Consider the following 14,945-nt stretch of genomic DNA (forward strand, 5'->3'; position numbering starts at 1 on the left):
CTCAGACATCCGAATCCAAGGACCACGATGCACATCGACTTCAACGACGAACAACTGCAGCTGCGCAAGCAGTTGCGCTCCTACTTCACCGACCTGATGACACCCGAAATCCGCGAGACTCTAGCTGGATCCGGTGGCGAATACGGCGATCCCGACGCCTACAAAGAGGTCGTTCGCACCCTCGGCCGCGACGGCTGGCTGACCCTGGGCTGGCCCGAGGAATTCGGCGGCCAGAACCGGCCGGCCATGGACCAACTGATCTTCAATGACGAGGCCGCCGCCGCGGGCGTCCCCTTCCCGTTCCTGACCGTGAACACGGTCGGCCCGACCATCATGCGCTTCGGCACCCCCGAGCAGAAGGCATTCTTCCTGCCCCGAATTGCCAAGGGCGAGTTGCACTTCTCCATCGGCTACTCCGAGCCCGACGCAGGCACCGATCTGGCGTCACTGCGCACCCGAGCGGTACGCGAGGGCAGCGAGTTCGTCATCAACGGCGAGAAGGCCTGGACCAGCCTCATCGAATACGCCGACTACATCTGGCTGGCGGCCCGTACCGATCCGGAGGCGACCAAGCACCGCGGCCTGTCCATTCTAATCGTGCCCACCACGGCACCGGGCTTCTCCTGGAGCAGGATTCACACCATGGCCGGTCCCGGCACCAGCGCAACATTCTACAACGATGTGCGGGTGCCCGTCACGAATGTGGTGGGCGAACTGAACGCCGGCTGGCCGCTGATCACCAACCAGCTCAATCACGAGCGAGTCGCGTTGACTTCCGCTGCACCACTTCAGGAATCGCTTCGCCAGGTCTGGGAATGGGCAGAGACCACCACCCGGGCCGACGGTACCCGGGCTATCGACTCAGAGTGGGCGCGACTACATCTCGCTCGCGTGCACGCCCACATAGAGTATCTGAAATTGCGCAACTGGCGCATAGCCTGGGCTGCGGACTCCGGTGAACTCCACCCCGCGGATGCCTCCGCGACCAAGGTCTTCGGCACCGAATTGGCCACGGAAGCTTACCGATCGCTCATGGAGGTGCTGGGCGCCGCATCGGTGGTACGGCAGAACTCCGCTGGCGCGCTGCTGCGCGGCCGAATTGAACGCCTCCACCGATCATCGCTCATCCTGACCTTCGGCGGCGGCACCAATGAGGTCCAGCGCGACATCATCGCCAAGACCGCGCTCGGCCTGCCTGTTACCCGCTGACCTATTTCGAGGACTTCTCATGGACTTCACCCTCACCGATGCCCAGCACGACCTGGCCGGACTGGCCCGCACCGTGCTCACCGACTGGACCGCCAAGAACATCCCGGACGCGACGGGTTTCGACCGCACGCTATGGTCGGCCCTCGCCCGCGCCGGACTCCTGGAGGCCGCGCTGCCCGCCCCGGTCGGCGGCGGGTTCAGCGTGCTCGAACAGTGCAGCGTGCTTATCGAGATCGGCCGCACAGTCGCGCCCGCACCGTACCTGACCAGCGCGGCGGTCGCAGCTGCCGCGATCGCGCAATTCGGCGACAAAGAACAGCAGACACGGTGGGCCGCTCCGGTCGCGGCGGGCACCGCCACTGTCGCCGTGGCTCTCTCCACGGAAGACCACCGATTCACCGCCGAGCGCACCGATGCCGGCTGGCGCATCTACGGCTCGCACAGCGCAGTTCCGGCGGGCGCGTTCGCGGATGCCTTCCTCGTCGAGGCGGTAGCCGACGGCGGCCCGCTGCTGCTAGTGCTCGATCGCGCTACCCGTGGACTGCGCACTACCCAACAGCAAGTCGTCGACGGCTCCGACGCCGCTCTGCTGGAACTGGACACGGCAGTAGGCCGCACCGCTGCGCTCGGCGCGCCCGGCGACGGCTCAGCCGGATGGGCGCATCGCCGCGCCACCATCGCCGCCTGTGCCTACCAACTCGGCGTCTTGGAGCGCGGCCTGGAACTCACAAGCGAATACGCCATCACCCGAAAGCAATTCGACAGGCCGATCGGCGAGTTCCAGGCGGTCAGACAACGTCTGGCCGACGCCTACCTCGACGTCGAGGCGGTACGACTGAGCCTCTGGCAAGCGGCCTGGCGCGAATCCGAGGGCCTTCTCGCGGATGCCGAAATCGCCACCGCGAAATTCTGGGCGGCCGAGGCCGGCCATCGGGTGGCGCACACCATGGTCCATGTGCACGCCAGCATCGGCATCTTCCTGGACTACCAGGTACATCGCTACTTTACGGCCGCCAAACGCACCGAATTTCTGTTCGGTGCTGCCACCGAACAACTTCGAACGCTGGCCGACACCCTCACCGAGACCCAGCGGACGTAGCGAATAGCGGCGCCCGGGAGCCGTATCCGGTGGCGCAGGTCCGAGTCGAACTGCGCCACCGAAGTTCTCAGTCACGATTGGCGAGGGCGTTGACACAAACGGCCGAAGTTCCCACCGTTTGTCGGTTGTCGCGGGTGAGTTGATCTACCTGCCCGATCTCAGCGAAACGCTGACATACCCAGACAATCCACGTAGCCGTGCGCCACAAGTTTCGAGAGCTCCTGGCATTGCCATCGATTGGCGAAATACGACCCCTGCGGCCGCATCTGGCGCTTCCAGAGGAAACGCCAGAGTCCAACTCAGCTTCTCCTGTCGTCCTGGCGGTGACGGTCATCGGGCCGCTCACCCAGCTTTCAGCACGCAGGGCGTGCCACTGCGTAGACGGCGGTCATGCACTGATTCCAGTGATTTCACAGGGACTTGTGGAACTGCTCTCGCGGATCCTGTTCACCATCGCTGGATCGCGCAACAACGCACGGATCGGTCGCCTGCCGTGCTTGACCGTGAATCATCGTCACCTGCGGGTGACTTTCGGCAGGCCCAATCCAACCTCTGAGACCATGTCTCGCATCACTTCGTTGACACCGCCGCCGAAGGTAATCACCACGTTCCGCTTGGAATGAACGTCCAGTGATTTCAAGGTCTGGGCCGTGTATGGATCAGCGAGGTCACCCCACGAGTAGATGATGTCTTCGGCGATCCGGGCCACGCGTTGCACGCGGGTGGTGTGAAACACCTTGGAAGCAGACGCGTCCGCCTGACTTGGCCCTTCGGGGCCCGCGGACGCCACCACACGCCAGTTCAATACGTTGTTGACCTTCAGAACCGCGACGATTTCTCCAAGACATTCCCTCACGTCGTCAATGTCCAACAACCCCTCTGATGCGGCCCAACGGTGCACGAGGTCGTAGACAGCAGCGATACGCCCGGACGGACTCAGCATCACTCGCTCGTGATTGAGCTGGGAGATCAGGTACCTTACCCCCTTGTTCTCCTCACCGACCAACATCGACGCCGGAACATGCACGTCCTCGTAGTAGGTGGCATTGGTGTGATGTGCGCCGTCGAGTGAGATGACCGGGGTGCAGCTGAATCCCGGATCGTTGGTGTCGACGATCAGTATCGACAGACCGCGGTGGCGCGATTCCACGCTGCCGGTCCGTGCGGCCAACCATATGTAGTCCGCGCTATGCCCGCCGGTGGTGTAAGTCTTCTGACCATTGACGACGTACGACCCGTCGGATTGCCTCTTCGCCGTGGTGGACAAAGAGAAGAGGTCGGTACCCGCGTCGGGTTCGGTGTATCCGATCGCAAACTCGATTTCGCCACGCAGTATGCCCGGCAGGAAGCGTTGCTTCTGTTCGTCAGTGCCGTATCGCAGCAGAGTCGGTCCGACCGTTTGCAGGGTGACGGACGACAGTGGGATGCTCGCGCGCACCGCCTCCGACTCGAAGATCTGCTGCTCTAACGAGCCGAAACCTCGGCCACCGAACTCTTTCGGCCAGCCGACCCCCAGCCAACCGTCCTGTCCGAGTTGACGAACGATCCGTTTGGCCACTGGGCCGTGACGGTCGTGTAGCAGCGAAGAAACATCGCCTTCACTCACGAGAGATTCGAAATACGAACGGATTTCGCTCTGCAGTGACTCTTGTTCCGAAGTCAGACCAATGAACATCGATTACCCAACCTTCTGAGATTCTGTCTCTCACCACCACAATGGCGCACGACATCCTTGGCCAATGAGAAGTACCTGTGCATTGGGTAAGTGACGTCTACACCCAGTCCCCCGTGCAAGTGGTGACACATCTGCATCGCCGCGCGCCCCTCGCCCGCGAACATGAACAGGGCAGCATCGAGTTCGGTGCTGGCACTCCCACCGTTGTCGAGAGTCCAGTTGCAATACAGGGACGTCGATTCCAAGGCGGTCGCTAGGACGTAGATGTCGGCAATCTCCTGCGATGCGGCCTGGAACGTTGCCAAGGGGCGCCCGAACTGTGTCCTACTCCTGAGATGATCCGCCGTCAACTTCAACGCACCATTCAGGAGACCGCTCGCATAGGAAAGGAATACCGTGCGGTGAAGATCGGCAAACAGATCCGGTGCATCAGGACGGTCGCCGAACACCGGCTTGGACCGAACGTCTACGAGTCGGAATTGACTGTCGATCGGTGCACTGGGATCTTCAGTGCCCAACGAACTCGCGATCGGTACGACCGTCACGCCTTGCTGCGTTGCATCGATCAGGCCCGGCCCAGTCGTAGTCGGGATGAGTAACCATCGGGCGTTCTCAGCGCACTGCGCCGCGCTGAAGTCACCATCGATTTTCACAACGGCATCGCCCTCGACCGGGACTGCTTCAGGAACGCCCATGCGCCCTGGCGCCCGCGCACTGACTGCAGTCACCTCTCCGCAAGCGATGCCCTTGCACCAGTCGTCGATCTCGATTCCCGCAGCAGTCCGCGATGCCACCAGGCCAGCAATACCGGCACCCACGAATGGACTTATTACGGCAGCTTCACCCAATGCCTGAGCAACGATGCCGACCTCGACTGCGCCCAGGCCGGCGCCACCATGCTCCTCCGGAATGCTGAGCACATGCAATCCTGCATCCTGAAGCACTGACCACAATTGCGCAGAGGGCGACTCCCGGGAGAGGACCCCTCGGACCGTTTCTTCGACGGCAAGCTGCGTTTCATCAAAACTGAAATCCATCTACACGCCTTCCCGAGATGGATGAGCGCCGCGCGCTGAACCAATCCCCAATGTGTTGCGGGAGTGCCCTTCGTCATGGAGGTGTTGTTGACGGTGCTCGACCGCGACCGAGTCGCCGGTCTGGCCGACCGGCGCGGCGGATGCACGGCAGGAACGTCTACGCTGGCGTCGAGTCGTCGTGCCAGTCGGTATCGGAGGTGCTCAGCAGCACGATGTCGCGTCTCCACTGATAAGAACACGCATACCGTCTGCCTCCTGGTCAGTTTTGGACTCCCCGTTAGGCCACGACGTTAGGCGGACAGCTCTGCTGTGTGGGTCGGCTGGCTCTTAGTGGCCAGCAATTGGTCAGTGACGGCCGCCGTCGAAGTCATCTTCCTGCCAACTCCAGGTCGGGGTACGTCCACATCAGGAAGATCTCAAGCGGGTCTACCAACTGGTCACCTCGACGCGGCGCAACATGTTGGTGACTGTGGCCCGTTATCAATGCACCCGATTGAGGCGATTGTGCCGCGGACGATTTGCACAGCGGCGAAGGTTCCGCCGATCCGGCTACACGATGCGCGGCACACCTGCGGCACGCTCATGCACCTGCAGGGCGTCCCCACCGCGGTCATCTCGGCGCGGCTCGGGCACGCTGACTCGACATCCACGACGCGCACCTACATGCACTCGCAGGACGATTCGCTCACGCTCGCCGCCGCGGGTTTGCGATCAGTTGTGACGACCCGTGACAGTTTCGCCGGATCCTGTAACGAGAAATCCGGCGCCACCAACTATTCGCGCTGGTAGACGCCGGATCCCGTGGAGCCCCCTGTCAGGATTGAACTGACGACCTTTCGCTTACAAGGCGAGTGCTCTACCACTGAGCTAAGGAGGCGGACAAAGCGCGCCCATCATATCTGGCCGCCTCCGAGGCCCCGAAACCGACAGCACGGATGCGCGCCTGGCCTGCTACCGGACCTATCCGCTCAACGTGTAGAGGTGATCGGGACTGATCACCTCGGTGATTGCGGTGGCGAGGACACCGCTCGACCCGGTGTCCAGCGTGTCGACGTCCGAGTTGATCAGAATGACCATGGTCAGATCCTTCTCCGGCAGGTACACGACGACGCTCTTGTAGCCGGGCAGGCTCCCGTTGTGCCCGATCCATCCCCGCACATCGAAGACGCCGAGGCCATACCCGACGCCATCGATCCCCTGAGCCGGCAGCATCTGCAATCGCTGCTTCTGGGTATCCGCATCGAGCAGGTCGCCCTTGTACAGCGCATGCGCCCAGGTCCGCAGATCGTCGAGCGTCGAGATCATCGAACCGGCAGCCCACCCCCACGACGGATTCCAATCGGTCGCGACCCCGAGCGTCTCGTCCTTCGTCTGCGTCGTGTAACCCTGGGCGTGCGGCTCCGGAAAAGCGTTCGACGTGGGAAAGTTGGTGTCCTTCATCCCCAGCGGTTCAAGGATCTTCCCCTTGATGATGTTCTTCATCGAGTCCCCCGATACCTTCTCGACGACCATCCCCAGCAGGATGAAGTTGGTGTTGGAGTATTCGAGCCGGTCACCGGGCTCGAAATGCAACGGGTCGCCCTTGACGTATCCCACCAGCTGCCCAGGGCTGAAATCACCCTTGGGGTCGGTGAGGAAATCGGTGCCGAACTGTTCGTCGTACGTGTAGTCGGCCAGCCCGCTTCGCATGCCCGCCAGGTGGCGCAGGGTGATTCTGTCGCCCTCGGTCACACCGTCGACGTACTTCGAGATCGGATCATCGAGTCCGACCTTGCCCTCATCGACCAGCTGTAGCAGAGCCGTCGCGGTGAAAGTCTTGGTCACGCTACCTATCCGGCTGTAGAAGTCGGTCTTCATGGGAGCCCCGGTCGCGGTGTCCGCCGTCCCCGTTGCTCTGACATAGCTGCCGTTCGGTCCCCACACGCCCACGATCGCGCCCGGTACCCCGGTCTTCCGGACCGCCTCCGCTATTGCCGAATCCAGCTTCGCGGTCGTCGCCTGATCCATCTGCACGCCGGCGGGCGCCGAGGACTCCGAGCCAACCGACGCGGAGCCCTCACCCGTGCCACCACATCCGGTGGCCCCGACCGCCACCACGAGCGCCCCCACGACGGCGCACAGGGTCCTCCTCGAACGCACACAATTGATCGACATCGACCTGCCCTCCCGCTCCAGCGCATCCACCATGGACGCCGACCCAGTAGAGCAGTTGAATTCACTAAAACCGATACAGGACTACGCATTTCAGAAAGATCGCGACCTGCGGCGTACATGCGCATAGGCCTTGAGACATACCCGACAGGCCCCGAATGTGTCCGCTCGGATGATGCGAAGACGGGCATAGTGGTTCTAGCGTCGATCGAGTCGGAGTCGCCGAGGCGATAGAAGGGGGCGCACGCGACAATGACCACCATGCGTTGCCTCCGCCCTGCGGAACATCTCGATGACCGCTCGTCGGCCCGCTGGGCCTTTGATGCGATCGTCGCGGCGCTGGCGGTGGCGGTGGCGATGCCCGACCTCTTCCACGACGGCGAGGGCCCGCCCTTGGTCGCGATCGCGGTCTTGGTCGCCGTGCTCGCCCCGCTGGCGGTACGGCGCATCTTTCCGATCCCGGTATTCGCCTGGGTCCTGATCAGCGCGGTCGCCGCCGGACTCTGGAACGATAACCTCGCCGCCGACCTGGGCCTGCTCATCGCGCTCTACACCGTCGCCGCTGCGCAATCGCGACTGGAGGCGCTGGCGGCGGCGGCCGTCCTCGAATTCGCCATGATCGTCGCCACCGTCCGCAGCACTGACGGCAGTTGGTGGCACGCCTCGATCCTCGTGTCGGGCCTGGTCGGTACCGCACTCGGGCTCGGACTGTACGCATCGACGCGGCGCGCATACCTTGCCGAACTCCGCGATCGCGCGGTGCGTTTGGAACGCGAGCGCGACCAGCAGGGCGAGCTGGCCGCGGCCGCTGAACGCGCGCGGATCAGCCGCGAGATGCACGACATCGTCGCGCACCACCTGACCGTCATGGTTGCCCTCAGCGAGGGTGCGGTCGCCGCGAGCGCAACCTCGCCCGAACGCGGGATCGAGGTGATGCGCACCGTGTCCGCCACCGGTCGACAGGCACTGGCCGACACCAGGAGGCTGCTCGGGGTCTTGCGCGAGAACGAGCTCGGGAACCCCGGAGATTGCGCGCTCGCGCCCGTCCCGGACCTGGCCGAACTCGACGTGCTCATCGCCCGGGTACGTGACGCAGGACTGCCGACCTCACTCGAGGTGCACGGGAACGCCATCGACCTACCCGCCACCATCCAGCTCACGGTCTATCGGCTGGTGCAAGAGGCGCTCACCAACACCCTCAAACACGGCGGCCATGGCACCCGCGCCTCGGTGCGGCTGCGGTACCTGCCCGGCGAGATCCGGGTGGACGTCGAGGACGACGGTGCCGGGGCGGCGACGACGCCGTCCGGCGGGGGCGGCGGCCTGATCGGGATGCGGGAGCGAGTCCACACATATGGCGGCGTGTTGCGGTCCGGTCCGATGGGGCCCCGCGGTTGGCGGGTCTCCGCACGGTTTCGCTTGGACGAAGGAGAGAGCACGTGATCCGTGTGCTGTTGGTCGACGATCAATCCCTGCTGCGGATGGGATTTCGGCTGATCCTGGAGGCCGAGTCCGATATCGAGGTGGTCGGCGAGGCCGGGGACGGCGCGACCGGGGTCCGGATGGCGGCGGCCCTCGAACCGGACGTCGTGATGATGGACGTCCGGATGCCGACCATGGACGGCATCGCGGCCACCGCCGCCATTCTCGACGCCCAGCCCGCCTGCAAGATCCTGATCCTCACCACCTTCGATGTGGACCAGTACCTCTATGCCGGCCTGAAGGCCGGTGCCAGCGGGTTTCTGCTCAAGGACGCGCCCCCGACGGCTCTACTCGCCGCGATTCGCACGGTGGCCGACGGGGAGGCCGTGCTCGCTCCGACCGCGACCCGACGCCTGATCGACCAGTTCATGCCGCTTCTGCCCGAACCGGACCGGCAGGCCCGGCGCGACACGGTGCTCAACGCGCTCACCGACCGGGAGCGGACGGTGTTCGCCGGGCTCGCGGCCGGCCGGTCGAATCGCGAGATCGCGGGCGACCTGCAGGTGTCCGAGGGCACCGTGAAAATCCACGTGGGGCGAATTCTGTCGAAGCTGGACCTGCGTGATCGGGTGCAGGCCGTGGTGCTCGCATACGAATCGGGCCTGATCACCCCGGGAAACTGAGCACCGCCACGCCAGCCGCGACATACCGAGACCCCTCCGGCCGGACCAGCCATACGAGGCCGCACGAATATGCCTCCCGGCGCCCCAAACGCCGACCCGCGCGGACCCGGTCGGCGTATGTTTGGCACGACACATTCCCTGACGGGAGCGGTCCCATGGATCTCAACACCATCAGCGATGTCGTGCGGCGACCACCCGACCGCCCCGGCGCGGACTGGCGCGAGGGCGATGCCTGGCTGGCCGGGGGAACGTGGCTGTTCTCCGTTCCGCAGCCCGCGCTGCGCAGGCTGGTGGACCTCACCGCACTCGGCTGGGACGCCCTCGTACCGAGCGAGTCCGGCTTGGAGATCGGCGCGACGTGCACGGTTCGTGATCTGTACGACCTTGCGCCGCAGAGCGATTGGCGAGCCGGCCCGCTACTGAGGACGAGCTGTGAGGCGTTCCTGGCCTCGTTCAAGGTGTGGAACTCGGCGACGGTGGGCGGCAACATCTGCATGTCCCTGCCCGCGGGCCCGATGATCACGATGACCGTGGCGCTCGAGGCGACGTACACGCTGTGGGCGCCCGACGGATCGCAGCGCACCGTCGACGCGGCCGACTTCGTCACCGGCGACCACCGGAATGTGCTGGCGCCCGGCGAGGTTCTGCGCCGCATCGACATCCCGGCCGCCGCGCTGCGCAAACGCCACACCCACCGCCGCTTCACCCTCACCCGGCTGGGGCGCTCCACCCTGTTCATGATCGCCACCCAGACCCCCGGCACCGCCGATCTCGCCCTCACCATCACGGCGGGCACCACGCGCCCGGTGCGGATGGAGTTCGAGACCGTGCCGGACCCCGAGACGATGCGGCGCAGCATCGACTCCCTGCCCGACGACCTGTGGTTCGACGACCCGAACGGCACCCCCGAGCACCGCCACCACCTCGCGCGGCACTTCGCCGAGGAGATCCGCGTCGAGTTCGAGTCGGGAGACCGGTCATGACCTATACGGTGAACGGCAAGACCTTCGACGAGGAGCCGCGACCCGGCCAGTGCCTGCGGACGCACCTGCGGGAGCTCGGCCACCACGGCATCAAGAAGGGTTGCGACGCAGGCGATTGCGGTGCCTGCACGGTCTGGCTCGACGGCGATCCGGTGCACAGCTGCATCACCCCCGCGTTCCGGGCGGATGGCCGCGAGGTGACCACGATCGAGGGCCTCGGCACTCCCGAGGATCTGCACCCGCTGCAACGGCAGTTCCGCGATGCCCCCGGCTTCCAGTGCGGATTCTGCACCGCGGGCATGATCATGACGTCGGCGACCTTCACCGACGCCCAGAAGCAGGATCTGCCCCGCGCGCTCAAGGGCAACCTCTGCCGCTGCACCGGCTATCGGTCGATCGAGGACGCCGTGCACGGGGTCACGGGGATCGAGGACGCGCTCCCCGGTCGCGCCGTCGGCACCAGCGTCGCCGCCCCGGCCGCCACCGACGTGGTGACCGGCCGCGCCGAGTTCACGATGGACACCGAGATCGAGGGGATGCTGCACCTGAAGGTGCTGCACTCGCCGCACGCGCACGCCCGCATCATCTCGATCGACAAGACCGCCGCGCTCGCGGTGCCCGGCGTGCACCGCGTCTACACCTGGGAGGACGTGCCGCGGAAGCGCTTCACAACCGCGATCCACACCGATCACCTCGTCGATCCCGACGACACCTACATCCTCGACGACACGGTGCGCTTCGTCGGGCAGCGGGTGGTCGCGGTGCTGGCCGACTCCGTCGGGGCCGCGGAGGAGGGCTGCCGCCGGGTGGTCGTCGAGTACGAGCCGCTGCCAGCGGTGTTCGACCCAGAGGAGGCGATGGCCCACGGCGCGCCCGCGCTGCACGGCTCGCACGACCCGTTCGTGCGGGACCCCGTGCACAACATCCTGCTCGAACTGCACGGGCACGTCGGAGACGTCGAGACCGGGTTGGCCGAGGCCGATGTCGTCCACGAGGGCACCTACTTCTCCCCGCGCGTGCAGCACGCGCACCTGGAGACGCACGGGTCCATCGCGTGGATGGCGGAGGGCCGCCTGCACGTGCGGACCAGCTCCCAGTCACCGTCGATCGCGAAGGTCAAGCTGGCCCACCTGTTCGCCCTGCGCCCCGATCAGCTGCGGGTGTTCTGCAAGCGGGTCGGCGGCGGGTTCGGCGGCAAGCAGGAGGTGATCTCCGAGGACCTGGTTGCCCTCGCCACGCTGGACACCGGGCGCCCGGTCTGCCTGGAGTTCACCAGGGAGGAGGAGTTCACGACGGCCTCGCCGCGGCACCCGATGAAGCTGACGGTCACCCTCGGCGCGAAGGCCGACGGCACCCTCACCGCGATGAAGATCCGCAACGTCTCCAACACCGGCGCCTACGGCAACCACGGCGGCGAGACGCTGTTCGCGGGCGGGGCCGCCGTCTCGATCTACCGGTGCGCCAACAAGAAATACGACGCGTACTCGGTGTACACCAACACCGTGCCGAGCGGCGCGCTGCGCGGCTACGGCATGACCCAGCCCGCGTTCGCGGTGGAGTCCGCCGTGCACGAGCTGGCGGTCGCGCTCGGCATCGACCCGCTCGAGCTGCGCCGCCGCAACATCGTGCGCCCGGGCGACTCCCTGGTCGCCTTCGAGGACGGACCGGACGACGTCGTGTTCGCGGAGGACGGGCTCGGAAAGTGCATCGACCTGGTCGACGAGGCCCTGCGGCACGGCGGCTCCGACCCGCCCGCCGGTGACGACTGGCTCGTGGGGACCGGCGCCGCGAGCTCACTGCACGAGACCGCTCCCCCGACCGAACACGTCTCCGAGGCCTGGGTGACGCTCGGCGACGACGGCGTCTACGAGCTCGCCGTCGGCACCGTCGAGTTCGGGGAGGGCACCTCGACCGCGCACGTGCAGATCGCCGCGAACCAGCTCGGGACCACGCCGTCGCGGATCCGCCTGGTGCAGTCCGACACCGACCGCACCGGCTTCGACACCGGCGCCTTCGCCAGCGCGGGCCTGTTCGTGTCCGGCAACGCCGTGCTGCGGGCGTCGAACGCCCTGCGCGACCGGATCCTCGCGTTCGCCGCCGCGCACACGGGGGTCGACGTCGCCGCCTGTGCCATGGACGACGGCGGCGTCGTCTGCGACGGCACCCGCGTACCGCTGACCGTGCTCCAGCTCGCCGCAGGCGCCCGCGGCATCCGGTTCACCGCCGCCCGCAAGGCGTACGGCTCGCCGCGCAGCGTGGTGTCCAACACGCACGGCTTCCGGATCGCCGTGCACCGGGTCACCGGCGAGATCCGTGTCCTGCGCAGCGTGCAGGCCACCGACGCCGGGGTGATCATCAACCCGGCGCAGGTGCGCGGGCAGATCGAGGGCGGCGTCGCGCAGGGCATCGGTTTCGCGTTGACCGAGAACTTCCTCGTCGACGGCGCCGGGACGATGGTCAACCCGAACCTGCGCAACTACCGCATCCCCACCTATGCCGACGTGCCCCGCACCGAGGTGCTCCTGGTCGACTCGGCGGACTCGGTCGGGCCGATGCGTGCGAAGGGCATGGCGGAGTGCTGCATCAACCCGGTCGCGCCCGCGCTGGCCAACGCCCTCCAGAATGCGACGGGGGTGCAATTCCGGGCGCTGCCCCTGACACCCGAGCGCATCTACGGCCCACTGGCCCTGTCGCGGACCCGCGCCCCGTCGGTGCGCCCGTAGGGAGGCGGCCATGGCAGCCGAGGAGTGCACCCGCGACACCGCCACGGTCATCATCGGGCAGCGGGTGCGCCGCGGCTGCGAGTCGGCCTTCAAGGCCTGGCAGGAGGAGATCAACGTCGCCGCCTCGCACTACGCCGGCTTCCTCGGCGCCCAGATCTCGGCACCCACTGCCGTGCAACCCGATTGGGTGGTGGTCTACCGCTTCGACTCCGTCGCCAACGTGCAGGCATGGGTGAACAGTGCCACCCGCCAGGCCTGGCTCGACCGGGGTCAGCAGTACCTCGACGGCCCCGCGACGCAGCAGGTGATCACCGGCGGATCCCGGCCGACCGATCAGCTCGTGACGGTCGTCGTGACCCACCGCGTTGCGCCGGACAACGTCGACGACTTCCTCGAGTGGCAGAACCGGATGCGGCTGGCGGAGTGCAAGTTCGAGGGCTTTCGCGGCAGCGAACTGTTCCGCCCCATCGAGGGCATCCAGGACGAGTGGACCGCGCTCTACCGCTACGACAACGCCGCGAACCTCTTCACGTGGCTCACCTCCAACAAGCGGCAGCAGCTCCTGACCGAGGGCGAGAGGTTCCACGAGTTCTCCTCACGCACCGTCGACAACTCCTTCGGCAGCTGGTTCGCCTTCGACGAGAAGGGGAACGAGGCGCCGCCACCGTCCGATGTCAAGACCTCCATCGCCGTCTGGGTGGGCCTCTACCCCACCGTGGTGCTGCTCACCCTCGCGCTGTCCCCGCTGAAGATGCCGCTGTGGCTGGGCCTGCTGATCGGAAACCTGTTCTCCAGCTTCGCCATGACCTTCGTGACCATGCCGCGCTACGTGAACCCACTGCTGCGACGCTGGCTGCGGCCGCCCGCGGACGTGCCTGAAGGCAGGACGAATCTCCGGGGTATCGCCATCGTCGCGGGGGTCAACACATTCTGGGTGGTCGTGTTCTATCTCGTGACGAGACAGTTCTGGACGCTGCCCTGACAGAGGAGTTCACCTTCTACGGAATCGAGGAACCACGATGAACACGAGAACGGTGCGAGGCGCGAGCCTGATCCCCATCGCCGCGGCGGCACTGCTGCTGGCCGGATGTGACTCGGACAGCGACGACACCTCCACGACGTCCGCGACCGCGGCGGTGACGACCGCTCCGGTGTCCACGGGCACGACGGCGATGGCGGCGGTCAGCAAGGAGAAGGCCGAGCAGGCCGCCCTCGCGACCGTCCCCGGCGGCACGATCGTCTCCTCCGAAACCAATCAGCACGACGGCAAGACGGTGTGGCACGTCCACATCCGCAACACCCAAGGCTGGGACTACGACGTGGACGTCGACGCCGCCACCGGCGCGGTCGTGCCCGACAACTGATCCGCAGGGACGCCGAGATGCGCACGCTGGCAATCACGCAGAACATCACCATCGACGGCTCGATCGAGATGCTGGGAGAGTGGTTCGATCCCCAGGGCCAGGGCGGGGTGGACAACTCTGATCTGCTCGAGGAGTCGCACCGCCAGGACCGTGCAGCCGACGGGTTTCTGGTGGGCAGGCGCACTTTCGAGGACCTACGCGGATACTGGCCGAAACAATCCGAGGATGCCACGGGGATCACCGATTACCTCAACCGAGTACAGAAGTACGTCGTCTCCTCGACCATGATCGACCCGCAGTGGCAGAACTCGACGGTCCTCTCCGGCGAACCCGCCGAGGAGATCCGCGCGTTGAAGATGCTGCCGGGCAAGGACATCGTGGTCACCGGCAGCATCATGCTGTGCCACACCCTGATCGAGGCGGTACTCGTCGACGAGTACCGGCTGTTCGTCTATCCGGTCGTGCAGGGCCGGGGCCGCCGGTTGTTCCCCGACGGGTTCGAGATACCGGAGTTGGCACTGCTCGACGCGAAGGCCTTCCGCTGTGGCATCACCTACTCGCGGTATGGGAAGGCCTGACCGGGTTCCCGAAAGCGCAGT

The 14,945-nt window shown here is 66.0% G+C and carries 13 protein-coding genes and 1 tRNA gene; 10 read left to right on the top strand and 4 right to left on the bottom strand.

Annotated elements, in window-relative coordinates; translation table 11 throughout:
* Positions 1-27 precede the first annotated feature (27 nt).
* Positions 28-1,209, top strand: a complete 1,182-nt coding sequence (locus ABIC28_RS18945; protein ID WP_354580287.1) for an acyl-CoA dehydrogenase family protein — start codon at positions 28-30, stop codon at positions 1,207-1,209.
* Positions 1,210-1,228: 19 nt separating this feature from the next.
* Positions 1,229-2,308: an acyl-CoA dehydrogenase family protein gene (locus ABIC28_RS18950; protein WP_097211894.1), complete on the top strand. Its 1,080-nt coding sequence runs from the start codon at positions 1,229-1,231 to the stop codon at positions 2,306-2,308.
* Between the two features lie 514 nt (positions 2,309-2,822).
* On the opposite strand, the gene ABIC28_RS18955 is transcribed toward ABIC28_RS18950, so the two are convergent.
* Entirely contained in the window at positions 2,823-3,983 is a 1,161-nt protein-coding gene (locus tag ABIC28_RS18955) for an acyl-CoA dehydrogenase family protein (protein ID WP_097211893.1), read from the bottom strand.
* Complete coding sequence (locus tag ABIC28_RS18960; RefSeq protein WP_097211892.1) at positions 3,968-5,020, bottom strand: acyl-CoA dehydrogenase family protein; 1,053 nt, start codon at positions 5,018-5,020, stop codon at positions 3,968-3,970. Before ABIC28_RS18960 ends, ABIC28_RS18955 begins: the two co-directional genes overlap by 16 nt.
* Positions 5,021-5,368: 348 nt before the next feature.
* Between ABIC28_RS18960 and ABIC28_RS18965 the strand changes: the two genes are divergently transcribed.
* Positions 5,369-5,809 (top strand): tyrosine-type recombinase/integrase, encoded by a 441-nt coding sequence (locus tag ABIC28_RS18965; RefSeq protein WP_257017483.1) that lies wholly within the window; start codon positions 5,369-5,371, stop codon positions 5,807-5,809.
* Between the two features lie 13 nt (positions 5,810-5,822).
* Here the strand turns inward: ABIC28_RS18965 and ABIC28_RS18970 are convergent.
* Positions 5,823-5,897 (bottom strand) — tRNA-Thr (locus ABIC28_RS18970).
* A gap of 83 nt (positions 5,898-5,980) precedes the next feature.
* On the bottom strand, positions 5,981-7,207 hold the full coding sequence (locus tag ABIC28_RS18975) for a serine hydrolase domain-containing protein (RefSeq protein WP_257017482.1): 1,227 nt from the start codon (positions 7,205-7,207) through the stop codon (positions 5,981-5,983).
* A 216-nt stretch (positions 7,208-7,423) separates the two neighbouring features.
* Between ABIC28_RS18975 and ABIC28_RS18980 the strand changes: the two genes are divergently transcribed.
* The 7 genes from ABIC28_RS18980 to ABIC28_RS19010 all read left to right on the top strand — a co-directional run bounded on the left by ABIC28_RS18980 (position 7,424) and on the right by ABIC28_RS19010 (position 14,924).
* Positions 7,424-8,614 (top strand): sensor histidine kinase, encoded by a 1,191-nt coding sequence (locus ABIC28_RS18980; protein WP_354580291.1) that lies wholly within the window; start codon positions 7,424-7,426, stop codon positions 8,612-8,614.
* Entirely contained in the window at positions 8,611-9,276 is a 666-nt protein-coding gene (locus tag ABIC28_RS18985; protein ID WP_097211889.1) for a response regulator, read from the top strand. Before ABIC28_RS18980 ends, ABIC28_RS18985 begins: the two co-directional genes overlap by 4 nt.
* Positions 9,277-9,431: 155 nt before the next feature.
* Positions 9,432-10,259 carry an FAD binding domain-containing protein gene (locus ABIC28_RS18990; protein ID WP_097211888.1) on the top strand — a complete coding sequence of 276 codons (828 nt, stop codon included), beginning with the start codon at positions 9,432-9,434 and terminating at the stop codon, positions 10,257-10,259.
* On the top strand, positions 10,256-12,982 hold the full coding sequence (locus tag ABIC28_RS18995) for a molybdopterin-dependent oxidoreductase (protein WP_354580294.1): 2,727 nt from the start codon (positions 10,256-10,258) through the stop codon (positions 12,980-12,982). The genes ABIC28_RS18990 and ABIC28_RS18995 overlap by 4 nt, the downstream gene beginning before the upstream one ends.
* A 10-nt stretch (positions 12,983-12,992) precedes the next feature.
* Complete coding sequence (locus tag ABIC28_RS19000; RefSeq protein WP_269589068.1) at positions 12,993-13,964, top strand: antibiotic biosynthesis monooxygenase; 972 nt, start codon at positions 12,993-12,995, stop codon at positions 13,962-13,964.
* 37 nt (positions 13,965-14,001) lie between these two features.
* Positions 14,002-14,346, top strand: a complete 345-nt coding sequence (locus ABIC28_RS19005; RefSeq protein ID WP_097211885.1) for a PepSY domain-containing protein — start codon at positions 14,002-14,004, stop codon at positions 14,344-14,346.
* Between the two features lie 17 nt (positions 14,347-14,363).
* The gene (locus ABIC28_RS19010; RefSeq protein WP_354580297.1) at positions 14,364-14,924 is read left to right on the top strand and encodes a dihydrofolate reductase family protein; all 561 of its coding nucleotides are present in this window, start codon (positions 14,364-14,366) and stop codon (positions 14,922-14,924) included.
* The last annotated feature ends 21 nt before the right edge of the window (positions 14,925-14,945 follow it).

Source organism: Rhodococcus sp. PvR044, from assembly GCF_040548995.1.
In the GTDB taxonomy this organism is placed as follows: Bacteria; Actinomycetota; Actinomycetes; order Mycobacteriales; family Mycobacteriaceae; genus Rhodococcus_G; species Rhodococcus_G oryzae.